Genomic DNA, 22,198 nt, shown 5'->3' on the forward strand with positions numbered 1-22,198 from the left:
AGCCCTTCTCGAAACCGTGGGCCTAAGCCCACGGGTCGATCTCAACCAGCACCTGAACTTCGTCGCCGTCGATTTCATCGGCGGGAATGGCGCCATAGGTTCCATCCCCGGCCTGGAAGACGACGATCGAGACCATGAGGGTGGCGGCGAGGGAGGCTGCGAAGGCGTGTGCATCTTTGCGGGACATCTGTTTGGCTCCTGTCTTGGAGGCGGAGGACCATCCCCCGCGCGACAGGACCCCGCAGGCCCGAATACTGGCTGACATCACCGGGTGCGTTCGGCTTGCCCGAATCCATCCGGCGGCACGGGCTTGCCCGTAGTCCGACCCCTCGCGGGTTGATCTCGAAGACGGGATTCGGGCCAAGGAAGGGAATGGCGAGCGGGGGATGGTCCCCCAACATCAGGAGCCGGTTGTCCCGCTGATGCTTGGAACGCCGCCAGCCTCCCGGCCACGCTCTTGGTTGAAGACTTCTTCTTTGGGGATGGATCCTTTGGTGCCCCGCGAACTCAAAGGACAGGGTTGTGATGGATGAGAGGCCCGCGCTTGGGCGGGCCCCTCGGTTTCAGTTGGGCTCAGGCGGCCAGGTCCGCGCCCCCTGCCCTTTCGCCCTGTTCATCGCCGACGATTTCAAGCCGCGCGTTGCGGTATCCTTCCTTGGCGATCCAAAGCTCGGCCGCAGTGACGGACTCCGCCAGATGCAGCAGCTCCGTGTTGCCGCCGAAGTCGAGAAGCACGCGCACCTGCCCGGGCTTCGGATCCTCGGCCACCTCGAAGACGAGGGTGCTGTCAGCGGAATGGCTGCGCATGATGGTCACGAGGATCACCCCGTCCGACGAGAAGTTGCCCTCATGCAGCGTGAACGACGCGGGAGCCGTCCAGGTCGGATAGGCCCGGGGTGGTTCCTTTTTTACAAGGCGGCCGACACCGTTCGAACGCTCCCAGGCCGCCAGCTTCTTCGTGAAGCGTGCCGGTGGCTTGGGGCTGCCGTCAGTGTAGCGAATGAGCGCCCCGAGGGGTGCGGTTTCGATGATGGTTGTTGCAGACATGATTCCTCATTCCGAATGCGAGTAATCGCATTCATCTTATTGATATTGTTACGTTATAGGGTGATTGGGGGCGGAATCTCCGCCCCCCACTGGATCACGTTATTCCGCGGCCAGCATCGATGCGCCTTGAGCAGGCAGGTCATCCGTCAGGAATGCAGGAAGGTCAGCTTCACTGACGCTGTCAGCGACTTCGGCATCCGCCCCCTGGCCTTCGGCACGGTCCTCACCGTCCAGCGCCACGAGATCGTTCCGGCGCAGGACCTCGGGCAACCAGCCGCTGCCCTTCAGCAAGCGCTCGGCTTCACTGGCCATCTCGCTTTTCTTCAGGTGATCGAGGAGCTGGGCAGTCCCCTCCCCTTTCGCTTCGCGCACGGCCTCGAGGATGCGGGCCTTGGGCACGCGGTTGAGATAGGTGTCGACCGTCGGCTCCCAGCCCGCCTCGACCATGTCGAGATCTGTGGCACGCGCCACGAGATCGGAATGCGCCATCCGCCGGGTCAGACCGCCTGCGGAGATGCCTGCACCGTATGGGTTCACCTTCTCATGCAGCGCGTTGACGCCGAAGCTGAGGCAATGCGCCAGCAAGGCCAACCGACTGCCCTGATCGAGGACCGTCAGATAGTCCCAGAGCGCTGCATCATCGCCAAGCGGCAGATCGGCTTCCCATTCCGCATGACGCTCGTCGACCAGCTTCGCCACCACGCTGTCTTTCAGATCGGGCGCTTGCGCTGACATATAGACCTGACGCACGGATGCCTCGAGACAGCTGCCCGAAGCAGATGAGGTGCGGAAGGTGTCCGTCACCAGCTTCAGGAGCAGGAGTGTCAGCGCGACATCCGGCGAGCGCCCGATCGCTTCACGCAGCGCCAGCGTCCGGTGGGCCGTCAACTCCATGACCAGCCGCTCAGGCAGCGGCTTCAACGACCCTTCATCCTCATCCTCCGGCAAGTCAGCTCCGATCGGCTGGCCACCCGACATGATGACGGTTCCGCCATGAGCGGCCCTGCCATGGCCGTCGGTGAGATCACGATAATCCCCCTGCCCTGCCACCGCAGGATCAGTACCATCCTGGACCGCGGTCTCGTCAGCGGGCTCATCCTCTGGACGCACATAGCCGCGATAGACGGCCAGCGCGCCGTAGCGGTCGAGCGTGACGAACGCCCCTGCCCGTCCGATTTCCATCGGATGATAGATCAACGGCCGGGTCTCGATCTTTTCCATCTCCGTTTCCAATACGCCAAGCCGCGTGGCGATCTCGTCGGGGATGTCATCCTGATCCGCGTATTCCTCCTCGAGCGCTCGGTACTCGGCGAGCAGCTTGGCATGAGCTGCACCTTCGTCATCCGTCATCGGTGCCGGATCACCAGACAGAGACCGCAGCCCGTGACTGTAGCCGTAGGGCAGGTCAAGCGCGACCTCGATCCACTTCCAGCCCTCAACCGCAACCGTCTCAGCCTCGGCCTGGAGTTTTTCCGTCACCAGCCGATCGAGCAGGGCAGGGTCCTCGAGCCAGCGACCGTCATCGCCCTGAAAGAGGTCATGTAGCATCGTGCCGCCCGCTGCTTCGTAGGCCTCAACACCCACAAAGACCGCGCGCCGGTCAGACGCCCGGACCGACGTCTCTGTCAGCATGCGCCGGATCTGGAATGGCTCCTTGTTCCAGGATGAATGGATCACATCCCAGACCTGAACCTGACGCGCATGATCGGGGTTCACGGTGAAGGCCATGAGCTGTTCCAGCGTCATGCCATCCTCGGCATAGACCTCAAGCAGGGCAGGGGCGACGGAAGCGAGTTTCAGGCGTTGCTTCACGACCTGCTGCGTCACGAAGAAGGCCGCAGCAATCTCTGCGTCGCTCTGGCCCTTGTCCCGCAGCGCCACAAACGCGCGGAACTGGTCGAGCGGGTGCAAGGCGACGCGCTGCATGTTCTCTGCAAGGGAATCGTCCTCGGCCAGAATCTCGGAAGCAGCATCGCGGACGATGCAGGGAATGGGCGTGGTCTTTGCCAAACGCTTTTGCTTCACCAGCAAGGACAATGCTTGAAACCGGCGGCCACCGGCCGGGATCTCGAACTTGCCGATCTCGGTACCATCGTCAGCCAAGACGGGCCGCACGCTCAGGCTCTGCAACAGACCGCGGCGGGCGATGTCTTCGGCCAGTTCCTCGACAGACACGCCAGCCTTGATGCGCCGCACATTGGACTGGCTCAGCACCAGCTTGTCGAAAGGGATATCCCGGGACGGCGACAGGGTGATTTTCTGGACAGCTTTGGTCATCAGATCTTCTCCACAACGGGCGCCGGAAGCCACTCTCCCGATCTCACTTCCCGTCACCCTCAAACCAACACTCCTTTCCCTCTCATGATCGTTCTTGACCGCGGTCAAGAAGTTCATGTGGGAGCAAGTTGTGTGCGTAGGATCCTTTCGAAATAGGCGTCAGGGTGTTTGATCGTGTCTGCTCTTGCTATCAGGTAGTCGAAGACGAGAAGCAGTTTTCCCGCGCCAGCTTTCTGGATGCCATGCCGCAGTTCGTCTTGGCTTATTCTAAGCAATCGACCGAGGTCGTATAGAATGCGGGTGAGGGCTTCTCCTGTACGCGGCGGATCTGGGAAAAATCCCGCAACATGGGTGAAGTCTTCCCATGCCATGCGTGCTGGGTCTCGGTTCATCGTGGGTTTGGCTTGTGCGGGTTGTTCACCGCGATTGACCGTAGAGGGAGCAATCTTTTTAATATCTTTTTTTATAGACTCTATGTGCCGGACATTTTGTCCGTTTGTGGCGGGCAGATCGTTGGAACTTGGTGTATGAGGTCGGTGTTCGATAGCTTGTAAATTATCTTCGGAACCAGCTTTTTCTGCGGCATGGTGTTCACCGTAGCTTGCGTCGGTATCGGCTCCGAGGGCTCTAAGTTCCGAGATAACGCTCAGGACTGCATCAACGGTTAATGTTGCTCGACGCAGGACATTTCTGATCATGTTGAGGGTAGAGAGCTTTGCGTCATCGAAGCGTGTCTGTTGGAGTAGCGAAGCTCGTAGGGCCAACGCCTCAGCCTTCAGTGATCGCAAGCGCTCGCGTTCTTCGGTGAGTTGCAAGGCTTGCGTCGAGAGCGAGCCGTACCTCTGGATCAAGGGCTTCAGGTCGATGCCGAAGGCATCTCTGATAACGCCTCCATACCGCAGCGGAAAGCGTTTGCCATTTGCTGAGTTCTTGCGTTCGATCAGTTCAGCAGCTGAGAGGCGTCCCAGGCTGCGTCGAAGTGTTCTCTCATCGAGTCCATTGGCGCGCTCTGACAGAGAAGCGTTCGATGGGAACACGACAGTGAGGGTAAGTCGCTGGCTGTCCTGAATCTCACGTTCTTTGCGGGGTAGGAAGCTAATGAGCGCGGTCAGAACGGCGAGGTCATTGGCTGTGAGACCGAGCTCCTTCCTCAGTACGCGAACTGGGCCCAGAAGCTCATAGGGGTTAGGGCAGGGCAGAGATATCCGTTCCGCCAGGGCGGTTGTTGTTTCAGTTGCATGTCTCATGGTGTTTCGGAAGAAAAAGCATCCCCGTTCACCGCGAGCGGTGTTGAAATCGATTCGTTTTGGGGGTATCAATCAGGTGTCGAGACTGATTGAGGCCCTTCGGAAGCATCGCTTTCGGGGGGTCTTTCTTTTTCTAGCCGGTCCTCCTTTCGTTTTCTGCTCGTTGCTTTTGATGTCTTGACCGCGGTCAAGACACGGGGTCGTCACTTTGGCCCGTCTTGACCGCGGTCAAGAAGCTCCATGACCAGTTTCCGGACTGCCTCCTCAACACGAGGGACAAGATCAGCGTCAACATCGATGGTGATGCGGTTGCCCTTTCGGCCGATCTTCACGCGCTCACTGGGATGTGTCTTCTGCGTCGACGGTTTGGTGGCTGTCAGCAAGGTAACCGCCGCTTCGAGACGGTCGGGGCCCGGTACGTTGCGAGGGATTTTGCCGGCAACTTCTCGGGCTCTCGCGACGTCTTTCTCGCACAGCCTGAAAAGCTTTTCCCAAACCCGTCGACCAACGCCGTGTGCAGGTCCGATAGCCTGGATCAGTTCCATCGGGATGCCCGTAGCGATACGGTTCATCCGCGAGACGAGCGATTCATCGATCTGAAGTGCCCGATACGCGATCGTTTGAGCGTTCTTGCGCGTTTCGTCGGTTTTCCCAAGTTCTCGAATGATCCCGGCGACAAACAGAGCCCTTTCGATGAACGATGGGTCTTGACGCGCATTATTCTCCACGCCTTGGGCAATGAGAGCTTCCTCGTCGGTCATCTCCATGACCGTGGCGCGCACTTTCTGACCAAGTTGGCGACAAGCGAGAAGCCGACGGCGTCCATAGACGATCTCAAGCGCACCGTCCTGGGTTCGGCGAACCAGCACTGGAACCTTTTGACCGTGCTCGCGGATCGACGAGACAAGCTCATCCAGACCATCGCTTGGATCGATGCGGTCCATGACCGCGGACATCCGTATGGCGGTCGGGTCGATCAGCCGCGTGGCGTGTTTATCTTCTTCGAGCACGGATGCTTGTGCGCGAGCTACAGTCGGGCTCGTTCGCTTCACATCCAGATCCTCGTCCGAAGGCGGCGTTTTGCCCATCGCGTTCTTGAGTGAGTCCCCGAAGACCTTACGCGCCATGGCTACGCCCCCATGCTTTCAGGATTTCGCGTTCGACTTCGTCGGTCACGCGCGAGACGGACTCGATCGCGCGCTCGTAAGTTCTGCGATTCACGTCGCGAGGTTCGACCTCGAAGATGCTCTGCTGGGTGTTCGCAGCATCACCCACGGCTGTTGATTTCAGGAACTCGGCAGACAGCACGGCATCCCCGAGGACTGTCCGAAGCAGAGACGAGATCTGCACCTGCGGACCATCCGTATTTTCGTAGCGGGTGATCAGAACGCGCACGAAGTTCAGTCCATGTTCCGGGGCGTGTGCCTCGACGACGCCCATCAGGTTGCTCGCCATGCCCAGAAAGCTCGCCAGCGACATGACATCGAGCATCGACGCGTTGAGCGGGATCAGGACCCCAGTTGATGCAAAGAGTGCAGAGATCACAGAGAAGTTCAGCTGCGGTGGGGTGTCAAATATCACCACATCATATCGGTTGAGGACGGGCTCAAGCGCTTCCCGGATGCGGCTATGGAACGTGGTGGCGCCGTGCCTGAAGCTCAAGGCGACCTCGAACTCGTACTCCATGATGTCCATGGATGCTGGAATCAGATCCACAGTCGGGAAGTTCGTTTTGCGAATGATATCTGCTGCGGGCAATGGATCGTCGGATCGGATAAGATCGTATGAAGTCGGCATATCCGGATCGAGCTCGGGAGTAACCCCGAACAGGTTTGTCAGACTTGCCTGGCTGTCGAGGTCGATCAGCAAGACCCGGTAGCCGCGCAGACCCAGTAGTTGTCCTACATGGGCAACAGATGACGTCTTTGCCGAACCACCCTTCAGGTTGAAGATCGTCAAGACCTGACAAGCCTCTCCCGGTCTTCTGTGCGGGTGTTCTTCTGGCTTGATCCTTCCAGTCTCGAGAAGTACGCGTTGTGCCTCGACCATCTCCTCTGCAGAGAAGCTACGGCGGTTGCCGCCCTCCAGGACACCTTCGGGAAAGCCTTCGAGGTTTGACACATGATGGCGAAAGGTATTCTGATTAATGCGAAGCAGTTCAGCCGCTTCCCGCATGGCGAAGCGTCGGAGGCCCTTCTGAGCGTCCGGTGGGAAGGTTTCCTGCGCATGTTCACGCAACCGACTACCAAGCCGCTTGGACATGACTTCAAATCTCTGGGAGGCCCGTATCCCGTTCATCACTGCCCTCAAGTCTTTGTTGTTTTGCAAAGCTTAACAGATATTGTGGATAAATCCAGACCAAACCGTTGAGCGGCCTGGGGGCGTTGAAGGCACCGATTTCTGTCGACGGTAAACTGTTAAAAATCAGCGTCTTGGGCGACTGCGCTCTCGCTCTACTTCAACACCTCGTTGCCAACTACGTAGTGACCACAAGATGTATTGTGAGTGCGTACAGAAATCAGTCGGCAGAATCGGATGGGCGATTCTCGTGTCGCGTTTAGTTCCCGATTTCAATTGAAGCAGTAAGCTGAAACTGAAGCGCTGGAATTTCATCTTAGCGCTTCACCAACGCGTCAAGATTCCTGAGCTTCACAGCCCTGAGGCTTTGGTCAGGTTCACCCTGAACCTGTCGCGCCTGCGCTGGTAGCGCCGGGTCATCTCGGCCGACGCATGTCCGAGTTGCTTTTGAACATAGCGCTCATCAACCTCTGCCGACGAGGCGAGCCCGGCACGTAAGGAATGGCCGGAGAACATCGCCAACCGTTTAGCTTCCGGCAGATCAGATCTGACGCCACTCTTCAGAACGGTCGCCTTGATCAGCCGGGCGACGTGCTTGTCGGAAAGTCGTGTCTCGAGGGCGCGTTTGCCGTCCCGCGACGTACGCACGAAAACCGGCCCGAAGTCGATCTTTGCAAAATACAGCCATTGCTCAAGTGCGTGGACAGGACAGGTCTGGTCGCTTGAGCCGCGCCCGACCTCGACCTCGCGCCACCCGGTCTTGGCGTTCAGCGTCAGCAGAGCGCCATCTTCGAAAATCTCGATCCAACCGCCGGAGTCCGGTGTATCATCCTTGTGCACGTCAAGGCTCACGATCTCGGAGCGACGGAGACCTCCAGCATAGCCCAGAAGTAAGATCGCCCGGTCTCGAAGCCCGCGGAGATCATAGGGAAGGGTGCCCACCATGGCCTGGATGTCCTCCGGCAGGATCGCTTCCTTCTGAACCGGCGGACGCGCGTGTTTGCGCCTAATCCCGGCCAGAACGGTGGCGACATGGCGGTCCTTGCGATCAAGAGTGAACCCTCGCTGCCTGTAATTCCAAGCGAGGCCGGAGAGGCGCCGCTCAATGGTGGAGACCGAGAGAGCAGGGGCCTTCCCGGTCGCGGCGGCCAGGTCCGCCACATAGAGCCCGACCATCTCGGGCGAGGAGGGCAGGGGATCCGTCCCTTTCAGCCGGCACCAGCGGGTGAAGTGTTTCCAGTCGGCCGAGTAGGCCTTGTTGGTGTTCTCAGCTGTAGAGGCCTCGGCGTAGTCGCGCGCGGTGTCGATCAGCCGGTCGAGCGCGCCGGAGCCGGCCACATGAGCGGGCAGAGCGATTGAGGCTCGGTCCCGAGAGGTTCTCTCGTCGTGTTCGTCACTGTTCAGCGAGTCATAGGACGCTGAGCTCGAAATCTCTGCGTCAGACGCGTCGGAATCCTCGATTTTGGTGCCGTTATTCGTGAGACTGCTCATGTTTCCGAGCATATCATTTTTACGTCCGATAACGCAAGGTTATCGGACATCATGGCAAAAGATAGAGCGAGGCGTTTTCTGTGCTATTTTCTGGAGCAAAGCGCCGCGATGGTTTAGGCTTCAGTCATGACATTTGCCCGACCGGAACACTCCATCGACACAGACACTCTACCCCGGATGCCCGCATGGGTCACCTCGGCACGTCCTGAAGCCTTTGAAGATGTGGCGTTTTTATCAGGCGCGGCGCTGAACCACCTGCATCTTGTGTTGGGACGCGAAGAGGTCCCCAAAGCCTTGTTGCGGGATCGGCTGGCGCTGCGAGCGGCCGAGGCATGTGCCGGGTTTTCTGGTCGTCCGGAAAGAGCCCCAGAGCTGCGCGACGCGATTCATCTTCTGCGCCCTGGCGATCTACCTGGTCCCGCGGGGGAAACTTACCTTGCCTGGCGTCGCGCGGTGGAGCGGCCGGTGTCGATCAAGGCTCTGGGCCGAGCCTTGCCGATCTTGGAGTTGGGCCAGATTGCTACATGGCTCGATACGGGGAAGGGAGCGCCGGTGACCCGTGCCGCGATGGCGCTGGATGCTGTCCTGACGGAGGCACCCCGTGCCGAAGTCCCGGCGTTGATCCTCGCGGACGCCGCCCTCGCCCAGGCGCTTGGTTGGGATCATGTCGTGCCGCTGCTGGCCGCGGGTTTGAAACGCACAGACCTGCGCAAGCGGGGTGACGATTTGCGCCTAGCCTGTCATCGCGCAGTGACCGCATCCGCGGTCGAGGCCGCGCGTCTGGCTGTCGATCTCGCGCGTCGGGCTTCGCTTTTGAAAGGAGTTGCACCAAAGCTTCGGGCCAAGGGGGCAGGGGCGGCGGTGAAAATATTCCTGACGCAGGACGCCGTGGCGCCCAGTGCCCTGCCTTTGCCGGACCGCGCGGCGCGGCGGCTCTGTGACCGGCTTGTCGATCTCGGCGCGGTCCGTGAGCTAACCGGGCGCGACACATTCCGGCTCTACGGGGTGTAGCCATGAGCATGGACAGCGAAAGTGGGAACCGGTTTCGCGGTTCGGACATGCGACCGGAAAGGAAGTCGAAGGATCGACCAGAAGCTGAGCTTGATCGCGAGTTGCTCGACCTGCCACCGGAGTTGCGCTGGCGGGAATGGATGCGCCGGATCGAGGCGGTGCTGTTTGCCTCTGCCTCGCCTGTACCGCGCGAGGATCTGGCGCGCATAGTGGGGCAGGGGACTTCGGTTGATCTGCTGTTGGAAGACCTTGCCGCTGATCTGGAAGGGCGGGCGTTCGAGATTGCCATGGTCGCAGGGGGGTGGATGTTCCGGACGCGGCCTGTTTACGCGCCTGCGATCCGCGCCGCAGCGGATGTCGGAGACCAGTTGCTGGACCTGAACGAGTTCGACGTCGCGATTTTGGCGGCCATCGCCTACCACCAGCCGATCACCCGCGATGGGCTCAAAGACATCTTTGGCAAAGAGATCAGCCGGGACCTGATCGGAAGGCTGCATGCGCAGGGTCTGATTGGAACTGGGCCGCGCGCGCCGCGTCGTGGTGCCCCCTATACCTTCGTCACCACAGACGCGTTCCTCGCAGCTTTCGGGCTGGAGAGCTTGCGCGACCTGCCAGATGCTGAACAGCTGAATGATGCCGGGCTGGCCGCGCGCGCCTGAAACTCACCGGGAATTTTTACAGCGCTTGCCGCTGCTGATCGAGCCGCGCGGCCGCCTGAACGAGATCCGCCAAATGCGGGCCAGCGGTGGTAGAGCAAGGCCCAGCTTTGGGCCGAGGCAGGACGGCATCGCTGAAAGATGTGACCAGTCCGCTCCAAGCTGGCGCAGCCTGAACGACGCGTTTCCAATAGATAATCGCGGAACTTCTTCTCTTTTCGAACGGCGTCGACCGCCCTTCCGCCAATTTCTGAAACAGCTGATAGCGATCCCGATGAGAGAGGCGCGCGATGGACATTGGCCGTCGACTAAATTGAAAGCAGGCTGATCCAAGAAGGTCCGGGAGTGATCGCCCCTCTGCCATTCGATGCCCTGATGCCTGCAGACGAAGCAGATCGTCGATCAGACGCTCAAGACGCCGAACCCCATTGGTGGCAGGACGGATGCGTTTGCAGAGGGCCGCGCCGCACCAGGCGCAGATCTGATGCGGCACAAGACGCTTCTGGCTGAACGGAGCCAATCCTTGTCCGCAGGATGGGCACCTGTCCCGAAGTCGGCAGCCGTGGCGAAAGCAAGAAACGCGTGTCGCGAGGCGCCAGTCTCGGCGAAAATAGGGCGTTTCGTCTTCCGTCAGACAAGCGGGACAGAACTGCAGCCAGGTAACCTGCCTCCTGGGTGCGCAACTCTGCTGAGGCGATGCCCGCAGGGGCAAACGCAGCACAGCCAAAGGGTCAGGGGCAATGGTCAGAGCCGCGATGTCTTCCACGGGTATGCCGGTATGCTCTCGCAGAAACTGCAGGATGCGATCGGGCAACGCCCGATCAAGCCGCGCCGACCAGTTCTCACCCGGCGCTCCGAGAAGCGTGCCAAAATAGTGCGGAGGTATGCCGTTCGCGTAGGCGAGGCGGTGCAGCCAACTCGACAGAAGTTCACCTGGTGCGGGCATAATGCTCACTGGCCAACGGCTTCCCGCCACACTTTCATACCGCTCTGCAGATGTGACGGATATCTCGGTCGGCCCAAACCTCATGTCATATCGTGACGCAAAGCGGAATTACGGCGCCTCGAGAGAGGCACATAGCCGAGGTCCCACAGGGTTGCGCCCGTGATCCGGCCCTCACCGCGCGAGATTGCCGCCACTGCGGCACGGGTGACGATCTCGACAACCTCGCCGATCAGCCCCTCTGACAGATCATGGATGATCTTCGCCAAGGGTTCGCGCGACAGATCGGAGGTGTCGGCGAGCGGCAGACTGGCTTCCAGGCTGTCGAGAAGCGTCGCGAATTCCTCGTCATACGGCCATCGTGGAATGGGGATCGTATCGAAACGTGAGCCCATTTCGTCGGTGTCATGCACCGCATCGTAGATCGCGATTTCGCCGACAAGGACTGGTGAGATGTCATGCACCCGTGCGATCCGCCGCAAGAACGAGAAGATGGCCTTCACATCCTGGCGCCGCCCGCGCAATGCGCTGTGGAACTCGTCGAAGATCAAAAGGCGCGGCTTCAGGCGCTCCAGAAGATGATCGACCTGATCGCCGGCGCGGGACAGGCTGCGCCAGCCCGCGGCTTGTGGCGCGCGCAATCCGGACAGGATGCTGGCATAGAAATGCGACAGGCCTGCACCTTCCCGGGTCTGGATCACCCACACCTTTTGCTGGTCGGCGGTACGCAGATGTTCGATGGCGAAGCGTTCGGCGATCATGGTCTTGCCGTTGTGGTAGGGACCGGCAAGCAGCAAACCGCGTGGGCGCAGCGATGGCGGTCGCTCGAGCAGCAGTCGCATCGCGTCATGCGCCGCGCCGGCGGCCGGATGGCTGATCCAGCGCGGCGCGCGAACATGGGCGATCCGCACTGCGTCATCGGCCTGCAAGAGCGGGATTATGGCGGGCATGAGGTGATCCGGCACCCTACCAATCCTCGACAGGGAAGACCCGCCGAGGGCGATCCGGATCGAGCTTTTCTTGGGTCGGGACGGAAGGCGCGGCGAAGTCGGCATAAGGCTTCTTTGCCTCGGTGGCATGCCGGGCGCGGGTCATCTCCTTCAACCGGCTTTTGGGGGTTTTGGCGGCGGCAGCAGTGGCTGCGATTTCGCGTCGGATGGCTGATGCCTCCTGCACAGGGCGCCGCTGGATTTCACGCCGCTGCTGTCGATCCGCCTGGTGCTGCCAAAGCGTGATCGGCTCGGCCAGTCCGTCCCGTCGCCTGACCGGCCGCCAGGCCTGCGTATCCGGATCCTTGACGTAGACATGGCTGATGTCGCGAGGATCATAGCACAGATCGAGCGGCTCCAGCCGGTCACGACGCGCAACCAGCGGGCCAAGCCAGGGCTCGAAATAGTCGATGGCGAAGAGACTGATGCCCTGAGGTGAAATTTTCCGCGTCTTGCGTGGCAGGAAATTCAGCAGCACATCGACAGGCGCATCGATAGGCCGGTCCTTCGGCTGGAACCGATCTTCCCACTCTTTCGCCGGAACGGTCAGCCTGCGCGCATTCTGGCTCAGGTTGTGGTCGATGATCGCGAGCGCGATGCAGCGTTCAAGATCCGCGAAGCTGAGCCGTGCCCGCGCTTCCGAGGCATAGTCGCCCCGATCCGCGATGGAACGCCCCGTCTTGCCGGGCAAGGCGCGTAGCGCGGTGTTCACTTTCCCAAGCAGGCGTTCCACGACTCCGCCCCGATGCACGGTGCCCTTGTTCCGCATGCGTATGGCGATGCCATAGTCCGCGCATCCTCTGCTGAAGGTGCTGCTCTGGAACTCCTTGGCGGAATCGACGACGATTTGCTTCGGGCGACCGTGCATCGGCCAGGCATGATCGATACCGCGTTCTGCCAGCCAGTCAATCTTGCAGCACATCGCGTGCGCCAGACAAAGCGCGACAGACAGTCGTGACGGCCGCTCGAGGGTCAGGCAGAAGCCGATGATCGCGCTCGTGGCCACATCTGCAGCGATGGTCAGATAGGGACGACCAACGAAGACACCGTGGTCATCAATCACCTCAACAAATTGGATGTCTGCCGGCGTGTGATCGATCTGGACAACGTCGAGCGCGTGGTTAGCCCGGATGTAGCCCGGTCGCGGCTTCAGCCGGTGCAGGTGTTTACCATCCGACAGGCGGCGGCGGGCAATTTCTTCCGGGGCGAACAGAATGGGGATCCGCCGGGCGACAGTGACATAGGCGGGTGGAGTGTGCCCTTCCTCTGCGCAGCGGGTGCGGATCTCTTCAACGATCGGTGCAAGGTCCGGCTGCTCCGGGCGCAACCACATCTCCCGCAGGGTCACCGCGATGATGTTCTCGACTGCGGGGTTGATCCTTGGTTGTCTTGTTCCACTCCTTCGCGGCAGAAGGGACGATACCCTGCGCTCTTCCCGATACCGCGCCAGATAGTTGTAGACTTGGCGTGTCGAGAGCCGCAGCTCGGATGCCGCGCGCATCACGGCCTCACGCACCGGCGCCGCTCCGTCAAGAATCCGGTCCAACTCGCGCGCGGTACGCGTCGCCTTGGCCCACGCTTCATCCGAGGCATGCGCTTCGCCGGACGTCATCGATATGAAACTTCCGAGACCGGCTGGGTCATGCGCCAACAGGGCGGCCACTTGCTGAAATACGTAGCCAAAATTGAAGCCTTAAGCTGAAAAATGATGTGTGCTTACCCCGTATCATCCAGAAATCACGTAATAATCATGTGCTGAAATGGTGAAGAAAATGCGACAGTTGTTCTGCCCGGTCCCATGGAAGAGGAACCGGATTATCTGCCGCCCGGACCGCGGGACGAACCGCGTGAAACCGAGGTCCTCGACGATTGGCGGAAGGCAGAGGCGGGTCATGCCGCGCGTCTTGCCCGTGTGGCCGGTCGCGTCGGCGCGCTGGACGACCGCCTGAAGCGCAGCCCGGAAGGCTGGCGGCACAGGCTTGCCCTGATCGAGGCTGCTGATCTCAGCTGGTTCGCGGGAGACCGCATCGGCCCGGATCGGCTGGCGCTCTGGATTTCCATGCGCATTTCCGGCCTGCAAGACGACACCGCTGCACTCGCGCGGGTTGGTTGGGCGGTACGTCGTCTGACAGGCGGGCCAGGCCCAGAGGTGGACCTGTCTGGCTTCCTCGACCGCCGCGATCCTGAGAACATGGCAGATGAAGCCGAGTCTTTCGCGGGCCGTGCGGGCGGTTGGCTAGGCCTGATGGCACAAGCCGCCGATCTTCACACTATAACTCGCGCCTGCGTGGGCTTTCACTTTTGGAGCCTCGCGGGCCTCGGGCAGCAGGGCGATCGAATGGAAGCGGCAGTCACGGCCGCGCGGATCGCGGCCAGCGAGGAGAGAGGCGCAGTCTTTGCGCCTCTGGCCATGGGCGGGGCAGGGGGGCTGCGCGCCGGCGGCCCACCCGCTGACCGTCTGGCGCGCTGGCTTGACGGGATGGAGACCGCCTGCCTGACCGCAATGCGGCACCTTGACGATATCGAGGCATGGTCAGCGCGGGCAGAAACCGAGATGACCCCGCTCTCGGGCCGCACGCCCCCGGCCTTGTGCGCTGTTCTAACCGAATGGCCACTCGTCTCCGCCCCGATGGCCGAGGCTCTGACTGGTGCCAGTCGCGCCGCCGTCCAGCGCAACCTTGCCTGGATGGAAGCGCGGGGTTTGATCCGCGAGATGACCGGGCAGGATCGGTATCGGATGTGGCGCGCCGCGAACTGACTGCTCCGCATGGGCGCAGGGCGGCAGCTAGTATGGAAATGGATCGCCTCGATACACATTGCGCCGATGTGCAGGCGCATGGTCATTTACACATGTAAACAGCTGTTTAACCGCTGTAGCGCTGAAAATGGCGCTGTCAGCCGTGCTGCAACGCATCAAGAGACGATGGTCGCGCCGCATACAGATAGAGTTCGCCGGAGCGCGCGAATGCTAATGGGGAAGACGTTTTCGGGAACTTCGGTGTTTTTCGACCATCTCCGGAAAAGTCACCGACAATATTCAGCTATTTTGATGCCTCGACGGAGATATAGGACTCTCCGGAAGCAAATGAAAAAAATTCTCCTGCGACTCTCTCCTGCGACTCAGAGTATCATTGCTTCCAAACTGAAACAGGTTGCCGGCAACGCAGCGAACAACCTTCACACATGCTGCGGATTTCGACTGAAACAAGGTTCCCCCAGACAACGGATCCGCCCCCGTCGATAATCTCGGATGGCTCTACCGTCTGTCTGGAGACCCCGCATCATGCGATGTCACACCATATTCATAAGAATCACGTATACACGTCTCGACAACAGGAGGCGGATGACTTTTATGCTGACTCTAGCGAGGAACGCGGGAATTGCCATATGGGCCCAGATTGCGGCGGCGCTCAGGTCCGATATTGCCGAGCGACATGAGGCAGATGACTGGCTCCCCTCCGAGATCGAGTTGGCGGCGCGCTTCGGGGTCAATCGGCACACATTGCGCCGGGCGGTCGATGTGCTGGTTGATGATGGGCTGGTCGAGCGCGTGCATGGACGTGGCACGCGCATTCTGGCACGTGAACTGGTCTATGGGATCGGGCGTGACACCCGATTTACCGAGCGGCTTGCGGCTTCGGGACGCACAGCGGAGGTCATGCTTCTTGATCGGGCCGATATCGTGGCCGAACAGTCGGTGGCGCGAAAGTTGCGTCTGGCTGAAGACACGCCGATTCTGTGTTTACGGACCTTGCGCGGCGAGGGGGACATTGCGTATGCCGTGTCGCTGCATTTCCTGTGCGGCGCAGCGGCGACGGCTGCGCAAACTTACACAGGCGGTTCGCTCACGAGGCACTTGCGCGAGGTGGGCGGGATCACGCTTGACCGGATCGAGAGCCTGATCACTACGCGACTGCCGAGGAGCGAGGATGCGCTTGCGCTTAGGATGCCCCGCACCCAGCCAGTCTTGCGTGTGAAGGGGGTAAATGCCTGCCGCGCCAGTGGCGAGGTGCAGGAATATGTCATCAGTCAGTTTCGCGGCGATCGGATTGAGTTTGCAGTTGGCGAAGCCGCGCAAACTCCGTCGTGCCCGGCCCGTCCCAAAGGATCGGAGGCTTTGGATAGACTCCCCAGTCAAATCAACGAACAAGAAGAGGGCCTCAGATGACGCCAACACCAGGGTCGCGCCCATGACGGTCATTTGATCCGCTCATAACCGCGCCGAAACTGCCAACCCTCAAGAGCGTGGTGGTTGCGCACGACTAACAACGAAAATCCGAGGTCTCGAACCTTTTCAAGTGCGGGAGGCACCATCTTTCCCGCATCCCCCTTTTTGCTGACTGCCTGAAAGAAAGACACACCAGATGCTCCAGCCCGATTTGACAGACCAACAGCGCGCGAGGTTTCATGCAACGCTTGCGAATTGTGCCGCGAAAGACGTGCTGCGTCTGCGCGATGACCTTGGCCTGACCACCGACCGGCACAGCCTGCGCCGCGTGCGCGTCATGCTTCAGATGACCGATGGTGTCAGCCGCAGTGCATTCAACATGTCCGAGGCGCTTGCAATAGAGGCCTGGGCAGAGATCGGCGCGTACAAGGCCTGTCTTCTGCGGTTGGGCGATGAGCATGAAGCGGCTGTCGCCGGGGCCACCATCCTTGCTGCGATCGAAGCCGACCCGACGCTCGTGCCGCCCTTGACCAAGGCCCTTGCCACCCTGGAGCGTGCGCGCGCCGCAGCTCATTCAAGGGAGCGGGCTGCCGTGCGCGCGACCGAGATCGATTTCGAAGGCGGCGAGGTCGAGGCCTATGACGCCAATGACTATTCAACTGATCGATAAGGGAGAGATACGCGTGAGAGATGAGATCAATCCGCTGGGGCCGGACCCGTTCGAGACCCAGGCCTTGGGTCGCGCCGCGCTGACGGCGCTGGCCTATCCGGGCCGGGTGATCGGCTGTGATGCTGCCCTTGCCGGTCTGTTGCGCACCTTCGTGCCGACCGGCACACGCCTGCATCTGGATCCGGCCTTCGAGGCTGCGGGCGTGGCAGGCCCCGACGGCGCGCGCCCTGTCGGCCCCGAGCGCGCTACGGTTGCTGCGGCACCGGCGGCGCGGGCCGCGATCATACTGCCCGCCCTGCCGCGCGGCACGCTGCTGCACCCGGAAGAGGGGGCTTTGCTGATCGTCATGGTCGCAGGTTTGGCGGAGGCCGAAGGCGGACCCCGCTATCGTGTCAGCCGGGGCGCGGCCGGCGGGCGGACACGCGATCTGAGCGTCACCGGCTTGCCCGACGGCTTCGTAGCCGCTCGCGCTGCCGCCACGGCCGACTATCCGCTCGGTGTGGACATTTTGCTTGTCGATGAGACGACGGGCAGACTCGCGGGGCTGCCGCGGCATGTGCGTCTTGCGCACGGGGAGGAGTGAGATGGGCTATACCGTTGTTCGTGGCGGCACGAGGGCGATGCTGGCGGCCGAGGAAATGCTCGATGCGGTGCGCCTTGGCGCATTTCGCGCCGCACCAGAGGCCGCGCCCGAAGTTGCACAGCAGGTGGAGATGATCCTGTCGGCGCAGCGCCATGCGGTGGATCGGGTGATGTGCGAGGCGGGGCTTTATGCGCCGCGCTTGGCCGCGCTGGCGATCGTCCAGTCCGAAGGCGACGTGATCCATGCCTCTTTTGTGTTGCGCGCGTTGCGGGTAAGCCTGCCGCGCCGGGGAACCGCAGAACCGCTCGACATGGACCGGATGCGGGTGTTGCGGCGGCTGTCCTCGGCGTTCAAATCGGTGCCAGGCGGGCAGTTCCTTGGTCCGACGCGCGATTATACACTGCATTTCCTGCGTCACGATCTGCTGCGCGAGGTGCCGCAGACGCGCCGAGCCGAGGCCTTGGCCGCGCTCGGGGCCGATGGTGCCGGGCAAACCGCTCCGCTTCCGGCGATGCTGCGTGTTGTGGAGGTGCTGCGCGAGGCTGGGCTGGTCAAGCAACCCGCTGAGGCCCCCGAGGCCGAGCCCGCCGATATCACCATGGCACCGATGCGCTTTCCGCGCCCAGCCCGGTCGGCGCGGTTGCAGGCGCTGGCCCGAGGCGAGAGCGGGATGCTGATCGGCCTCGCCTATTCCTCTTTGCGTGGCTATGGCCATTCGCACCCCACCCTCGGTGAATTGCGCGTCGGCCATGTGCCCGTGCGGCTGAGTCACCCAATATGGGATTTCGACGTGGACATCGGCGAGGTGCCTGTCACGCAGGTTGATGCGATCATCTCCGGCGTGGGCACGATCTCGACCAGCGGTGATGATGAGGATGGGCTGCGTCTGGCGCTCGGCTTCGGCGCGGCGCTCGGTCAACAGGAAGAGCGCGCCATCGCCATGTCGATTCTCGATGGCTGTCTCGAAGAGGGAGACGCGGAAGAGGGCGGACCGTCCGACGATACCGAGTTCGTGCTCTACCATTGCGACGGTGTCGAGAGCCTCGGCTTTGTCGAGCATCTGAAAAAGCCGCATTACATGCTCTTCGCTTCGGTGATGGATCGGATGAGCGCGGCAAATGCAACCAGGCGGAACGCTGTCGGCGACACCGTGGCGACGCCCGAAACCGAACCCATGGAGGCCGGAGAATGACCGAGCGTTTCACGACCGGGGCCTGGGATGCGCCCTGGCCCTTTGCCTATCTGGACGAGTTCATGAAGGCCTCGGTCCGGCTTGCGGTGCTGCGTGCAGTCTGCATTCCCGGATATCAGGTGCCCTATGTCTCAGAGGAGGTGCCGATTGCGCGAGGCTATGGCTCGGGCGGATTGCAGGTCACGCTGTCGCTGATCGGCCCCGATGACCGTTACAAGATCATCGACGAGGGCGATGACGAGACGGTGAACGCCGTCAACCTGCGGCGCATGGTCGGGCTGGTGACGGGGGCTGTCGCCACCACAGATCCCGAACGTGCCGATCTCATTCAGACCCGTCACAAGGTGCCGGAGGTGCCATTGCGCGAGGATCAGATCGTGATCCTTCAGGTCGCCTTTCCCGATGCGTTGCGGTTTTTCGAACGCTCCGAGGCGGTTGCGCGGCAGATGCACGCCGAGAGGGATTACAGCAAGCTTTGGCTCAGGCTCTATGAAAGCGTCATCGCCCATGGCGAGATCATGATCGGCGGGCGCTATCCGGTGATGATCGAGGGGCGCTATGTGCTTGATCCCACCCATGTGCCACGCTGGGATCTGCCCAAGCTCGATCATTCGCCGGCGCTCTTCATCTTCTGCGCCGGCCGGGAAAAGCGCATCTACGCCATCCCGCCCGATACCACGGTAGAGCCCTTGGGCTTTGAGGATCATCCGTTCCGCGTCGAGGATCAGACCGGGCGATCCTGCCGTCTATGCGGCTCGACCGAGAGCTTTCTCGCCCCTGCGCTCGGGCCGGACGGCGAGATGACCTGGACCTGTTCAGACAGTGCCTGGTGCCGCAAATGCCGCGGTGAAACGCTGGAGGACATGACATGGCAAACCCTGTGATCCGGGTCGAAAACCTGTCGCTGCGCCACGGCGCGCGACCCTGCGCGGGGAATTGCCCGGCGATGGAGGCCACGACCCAAAGTGCCGTCTGCCCGGTCTGCGGCGCGGTCTGGGCGCTGCGCGATGTGTCCTTCGAGGTTTGGCCGGGCGAGATTTTCGGCATTGTCGGTGAAAGCGGCGCGGGCAAGACCAGCCTCATCGACATGCTCGATTTCCGCGCCGAGCCGACGTCAGGCGCGATTTATTACAACGGTTGGCGGGAAGGGAAGCAGCCGCTCCACGATGCCTCTGCCGAGGAGCGGCGCGCGCTGCGCAATTCCGATCTCGGGATCGTCTATCAGAACCCGCGCCGCGCGCTGATGATGGGCATGAGCGCGGGCGGCAACGTGATCGAGCGGATGCTAGCCGCAGGCGAGCGGCATATCGGGAGGATGCGCAGCCGCGCGCATGGCCATCTAGATCACATGGAACTGGGCGACCGGATGGATGTCGAGACCATGACGCTCAGCGCCGGGATGCGCCAGCGGGTGCAGATCGCGCGCGCATTGGCCAACCGTCCGCAAGTGCTTTTGCTTGATGAGCCGACAACCGGCCTCGATCTCTCGGTGCAGGCGCGCACGCTCGATCTCATCCGCAAAGTGCAACGCGAGCTTGGCCTGACGGTGATCCTCGTGACCCATGACTGGGGCGTTCTGCGGCTTCTGGCGCGGCGTGCGATTGTGCTCAAGGCGGGCCGCGTCGTGGAAAGCGGCATGGTCACGCAACTCATGGAAGACCCCCAAGCCCCCTATACCCAACTATTGGTGAGTTCCGCACTATGACATGCCCCCCCGTTCTGGAGGTGGCAAACCTCAGCAAGACCTTCACCTTGCATCTTCTTGGCGCGCGCGAAATCGTGGCGCTCAATGATGTGTCTTTTGCCCTTGCCGAAGGCGAGTTTCTGGCGCTCACGGGGCGCACGGGCGCAGGGAAATCGACGCTGATCAAGACCTTGCTGCATTACAACCGACCAACCGGGGGGTCTGTGCGGTATCGGCGTGCCGATGGCACGGTGCTCACGCTGGCCGATCTGCCGGTGATCGACCTCATCGCGTTGCTCGAAGGCGAGATTGGCTACGTTTCGCAGCATCTGAGCGTTGTGCCGCGGGTCGGTGCGCTTGATCTGATGATCGAGGCGGCACTCCATGACGACCGCGCCCGTGCCGAGGCCGAGGCGCTGGCGCTGTTCGAGCGGCTTTGCCTGCCCGAGGCGCTGGCACCGGTCTATCCGGTGACGTTTTCGGGCGGCGAGAAGCAGCGTTTCAATCTTGGCCTCACGCTGATGCGGCACCCGCGTTTGCTGATCCTCGATGAGCCGACCGCCGCGCTCGACCCCGCGACGCGGGAGGTCGTGATCGACCTACTGGCGGACCTCAAGGTCGCCGGCACCTCGACCATCGCCGTGCTGCACGACCGCGTTGCCGTGGATCGGCTGGCCGATCGCGAAATCGAAATCAACGACGGGCGGATCATGGCCGAGACGCCAATCTGTCGCAAGGAGGAAACTGTCCTATGACCCTTGTTATTGAAAACGCCCAGATCGTTCTGCCCGATCGTGTTGTCGAGGGGGCGCTTTGCCTTGAAGACGGGCGCATCACCGACATCCGCGAGGGGGCGGGCGCACCGGACGGGGCCGGACAGGTGATAGACGCCGAAGGCGATTGGCTTATCCCTGGCTGCATAGACCTGCATGGCGACGATATCGAATTCGAGATCGGCGCGCTTGGCCCGCGTGCCGGCACCTTGCGCATGCCGGTCGAATTGGGGCTCATCCAATCCGACAAGAACGCCGCCGCTTGGGGGATCACCACGAAACTGCACGCCATCGCCTATTTCGAGGACGAGGCCAAGAACCGCTCCAAACGGCTTTCGAGGCAGATCATGGACGCGATCCGTGATCACGCGGCGGCGGGGCGGCTACTGGTTGAGCACTGGGTGGACCTGCGATACGAGGTGACTGCCGATCCAGCCTATACGCTCGAGGCGATGGCGCATCCGGTTGTGCGGATGATCTCAGTCATGGATCATACGCCCGGCGAGGGGCAGTTTGCTGATCTGGAAAGTTACAAGGCCCTGAACCGGCAGTTGACCGATGCCGATGATGACGAGCTTGAACGGCTGGTCGCCGAGAAACAGGCGCGTGCCCATCTCAAGACGGCGCATGAAGCCCTAGTCGCCGCGCGCGCGCATGAACTTGGCCTGATCATCGCCTCGCATGACGACAATAGCGCAGCTCGGGCCGAGGCATGGTACGCATTAGGTGGTCGCCTGTCGGAAATGCCCGTCCGTCTGGAGGCGGCAGAGCGCGCCCACGCCTTGGGTATGTTTGTCAGCATGGCAGGTCCTAATTTGCTGCGCGGCGGCTCGGCCAGCGGCAACCTGAACCTGATCGAGGCGCTGGCAGTGGGCGCATTGGATGCGATCTGCTCGGACTACTATCCGCCTGCGCTGGTCTGTGGCGCGTTCAAACTCGTTCAGGACGGACATATCCCCGATCTCTTTGACGCGATCCGGCTGGTCAGCAGCGGCCCTGCCGCAGCACTTGGCCTAACTGATCGCGGTGCCATCGCCCCCGGCTTGCGGGGCGATCTGGCACAGGTCTCGACCCGGCTCGGCCATCCGGTCGTGCGCCGGACCTTCCTGGCCGGAGACCTCGTTTACGAGGACCGCCGGTTCGAGAAAACCCCAACCAACCGCTGCTAG

21 protein-coding genes are annotated in these 22,198 nt (G+C 61.7%); 11 read left to right on the forward strand and 10 right to left on the reverse strand.

The window, feature by feature from the left end; all coding sequences use genetic code 11:
- Positions 1 to 22: 22 nt before the first annotated feature.
- The 7 genes from SULPSESMR1_RS25305 to SULPSESMR1_RS23365 all read right to left on the reverse strand — a co-directional run bounded on the left by SULPSESMR1_RS25305 (position 23) and on the right by SULPSESMR1_RS23365 (position 8,360).
- Positions 23 to 187 carry a hypothetical protein gene (locus SULPSESMR1_RS25305; RefSeq protein WP_198362932.1) on the reverse strand — a complete coding sequence of 55 codons (165 nt, stop codon included), beginning with the start codon at positions 185 to 187 and terminating at the stop codon, positions 23 to 25.
- Positions 188 to 573: 386 nt separating this feature from the next.
- Positions 574 to 1,047 (reverse strand): hypothetical protein, encoded by a 474-nt coding sequence (locus SULPSESMR1_RS23340; RefSeq protein WP_089423470.1) that lies wholly within the window; start codon positions 1,045 to 1,047, stop codon positions 574 to 576.
- A gap of 99 nt (positions 1,048 to 1,146) precedes the next feature.
- Positions 1,147 to 3,324: a ParB/RepB/Spo0J family partition protein gene (locus SULPSESMR1_RS23345; protein WP_089423471.1), complete on the reverse strand. Its 2,178-nt coding sequence runs from the start codon at positions 3,322 to 3,324 to the stop codon at positions 1,147 to 1,149.
- Between the two features lie 113 nt (positions 3,325 to 3,437).
- A complete protein-coding gene (locus tag SULPSESMR1_RS23350; RefSeq protein ID WP_089423472.1) occupies positions 3,438 to 4,571 on the reverse strand; it encodes a helix-turn-helix domain-containing protein in 1,134 nt (377 codons plus the stop codon).
- Between the two features lie 203 nt (positions 4,572 to 4,774).
- A complete protein-coding gene (locus SULPSESMR1_RS23355) occupies positions 4,775 to 5,698 on the reverse strand; it encodes a ParB/RepB/Spo0J family partition protein (RefSeq protein WP_089423473.1) in 924 nt (307 codons plus the stop codon).
- Positions 5,688 to 6,833: a plasmid partitioning protein RepA gene (gene repA, locus SULPSESMR1_RS23360; RefSeq protein ID WP_157729110.1), complete on the reverse strand. Its 1,146-nt coding sequence runs from the start codon at positions 6,831 to 6,833 to the stop codon at positions 5,688 to 5,690. Before repA ends, SULPSESMR1_RS23355 begins: the two co-directional genes overlap by 11 nt.
- A gap of 387 nt (positions 6,834 to 7,220) precedes the next feature.
- The gene (locus SULPSESMR1_RS23365) at positions 7,221 to 8,360 is read right to left on the reverse strand and encodes a tyrosine-type recombinase/integrase (RefSeq protein WP_240311247.1); all 1,140 of its coding nucleotides are present in this window, start codon (positions 8,358 to 8,360) and stop codon (positions 7,221 to 7,223) included.
- 126 nt (positions 8,361 to 8,486) lie between these two features.
- Here SULPSESMR1_RS23365 and SULPSESMR1_RS23370 point away from each other — a divergent pair, with 126 nt between their 5' ends.
- Together SULPSESMR1_RS23370 and scpB are read left to right on the forward strand one after the other, a co-directional pair.
- On the forward strand, positions 8,487 to 9,371 hold the full coding sequence (locus tag SULPSESMR1_RS23370) for a DUF1403 family protein (protein WP_037239259.1): 885 nt from the start codon (positions 8,487 to 8,489) through the stop codon (positions 9,369 to 9,371).
- Between the two features lie 47 nt (positions 9,372 to 9,418).
- Positions 9,419 to 10,030, forward strand: a complete 612-nt coding sequence (gene scpB / locus SULPSESMR1_RS23375) for an SMC-Scp complex subunit ScpB (RefSeq protein ID WP_037240140.1) — start codon at positions 9,419 to 9,421, stop codon at positions 10,028 to 10,030.
- A gap of 16 nt (positions 10,031 to 10,046) precedes the next feature.
- Here the strand turns inward: scpB and SULPSESMR1_RS23380 are convergent, their stop codons facing one another.
- Genes SULPSESMR1_RS23380 through SULPSESMR1_RS23390 form a run of 3 tightly spaced genes read right to left on the reverse strand, consistent with a single transcriptional unit; the run spans position 10,047 to position 13,571 of the window.
- Positions 10,047 to 11,057, reverse strand: a complete 1,011-nt coding sequence (locus tag SULPSESMR1_RS23380; RefSeq protein ID WP_114284449.1) for a TniQ family protein — start codon at positions 11,055 to 11,057, stop codon at positions 10,047 to 10,049.
- The gene (locus tag SULPSESMR1_RS23385; protein WP_051922089.1) at positions 11,054 to 11,920 is read right to left on the reverse strand and encodes a TniB family NTP-binding protein; all 867 of its coding nucleotides are present in this window, start codon (positions 11,918 to 11,920) and stop codon (positions 11,054 to 11,056) included. Before SULPSESMR1_RS23385 ends, SULPSESMR1_RS23380 begins: the two co-directional genes overlap by 4 nt.
- A gap of 16 nt (positions 11,921 to 11,936) precedes the next feature.
- Positions 11,937 to 13,571: a Mu transposase C-terminal domain-containing protein gene (locus SULPSESMR1_RS23390; RefSeq protein ID WP_037239331.1), complete on the reverse strand. Its 1,635-nt coding sequence runs from the start codon at positions 13,569 to 13,571 to the stop codon at positions 11,937 to 11,939.
- 186 nt (positions 13,572 to 13,757) lie between these two features.
- On the opposite strand from SULPSESMR1_RS23390, the gene SULPSESMR1_RS23395 reads away from it, so the two are divergent.
- The 9 genes from SULPSESMR1_RS23395 to SULPSESMR1_RS23435 all read left to right on the forward strand — a co-directional run bounded on the left by SULPSESMR1_RS23395 (position 13,758) and on the right by SULPSESMR1_RS23435 (position 22,198).
- Positions 13,758 to 14,717 carry a hypothetical protein gene (locus SULPSESMR1_RS23395; RefSeq protein ID WP_051922139.1) on the forward strand — a complete coding sequence of 320 codons (960 nt, stop codon included), beginning with the start codon at positions 13,758 to 13,760 and terminating at the stop codon, positions 14,715 to 14,717.
- A 594-nt stretch (positions 14,718 to 15,311) separates the two neighbouring features.
- Positions 15,312 to 16,127, forward strand: a complete 816-nt coding sequence (phnF, locus tag SULPSESMR1_RS23400) for a phosphonate metabolism transcriptional regulator PhnF (RefSeq protein ID WP_051922138.1) — start codon at positions 15,312 to 15,314, stop codon at positions 16,125 to 16,127.
- 196 nt (positions 16,128 to 16,323) lie between these two features.
- Positions 16,324 to 16,797 carry a hypothetical protein gene (locus SULPSESMR1_RS23405; RefSeq protein WP_037239976.1) on the forward strand — a complete coding sequence of 158 codons (474 nt, stop codon included), beginning with the start codon at positions 16,324 to 16,326 and terminating at the stop codon, positions 16,795 to 16,797.
- Positions 16,766 to 17,380, forward strand: coding sequence for a phosphonate C-P lyase system protein PhnH (locus tag SULPSESMR1_RS23410; protein ID WP_081896186.1), 615 nt, complete (start codon positions 16,766 to 16,768; stop codon positions 17,378 to 17,380). Before SULPSESMR1_RS23405 ends, SULPSESMR1_RS23410 begins: the two co-directional genes overlap by 32 nt.
- A gap of 1 nt (position 17,381) precedes the next feature.
- Complete coding sequence (locus SULPSESMR1_RS23415) at positions 17,382 to 18,572, forward strand: carbon-phosphorus lyase complex subunit PhnI (protein ID WP_051922137.1); 1,191 nt, start codon at positions 17,382 to 17,384, stop codon at positions 18,570 to 18,572.
- The gene (locus SULPSESMR1_RS23420) at positions 18,569 to 19,456 is read left to right on the forward strand and encodes an alpha-D-ribose 1-methylphosphonate 5-phosphate C-P-lyase PhnJ (protein WP_037239970.1); all 888 of its coding nucleotides are present in this window, start codon (positions 18,569 to 18,571) and stop codon (positions 19,454 to 19,456) included. Before SULPSESMR1_RS23415 ends, SULPSESMR1_RS23420 begins: the two co-directional genes overlap by 4 nt.
- Complete coding sequence (locus SULPSESMR1_RS23425; RefSeq protein WP_037239966.1) at positions 19,441 to 20,277, forward strand: ATP-binding cassette domain-containing protein; 837 nt, start codon at positions 19,441 to 19,443, stop codon at positions 20,275 to 20,277. The genes SULPSESMR1_RS23420 and SULPSESMR1_RS23425 overlap by 16 nt, the downstream gene beginning before the upstream one ends.
- The gene (locus SULPSESMR1_RS23430; protein WP_037239963.1) at positions 20,274 to 21,011 is read left to right on the forward strand and encodes a phosphonate C-P lyase system protein PhnL; all 738 of its coding nucleotides are present in this window, start codon (positions 20,274 to 20,276) and stop codon (positions 21,009 to 21,011) included. The genes SULPSESMR1_RS23425 and SULPSESMR1_RS23430 overlap by 4 nt, the downstream gene beginning before the upstream one ends.
- Positions 21,008 to 22,198: an alpha-D-ribose 1-methylphosphonate 5-triphosphate diphosphatase gene (locus SULPSESMR1_RS23435; protein WP_057821629.1), complete on the forward strand. Its 1,191-nt coding sequence runs from the start codon at positions 21,008 to 21,010 to the stop codon at positions 22,196 to 22,198. The genes SULPSESMR1_RS23430 and SULPSESMR1_RS23435 overlap by 4 nt, the downstream gene beginning before the upstream one ends.

Source organism: Pseudosulfitobacter pseudonitzschiae (assembly GCF_002222635.1).
In the GTDB taxonomy this organism is placed as follows: Bacteria; Pseudomonadota; Alphaproteobacteria; order Rhodobacterales; family Rhodobacteraceae; genus Pseudosulfitobacter; species Pseudosulfitobacter pseudonitzschiae_A.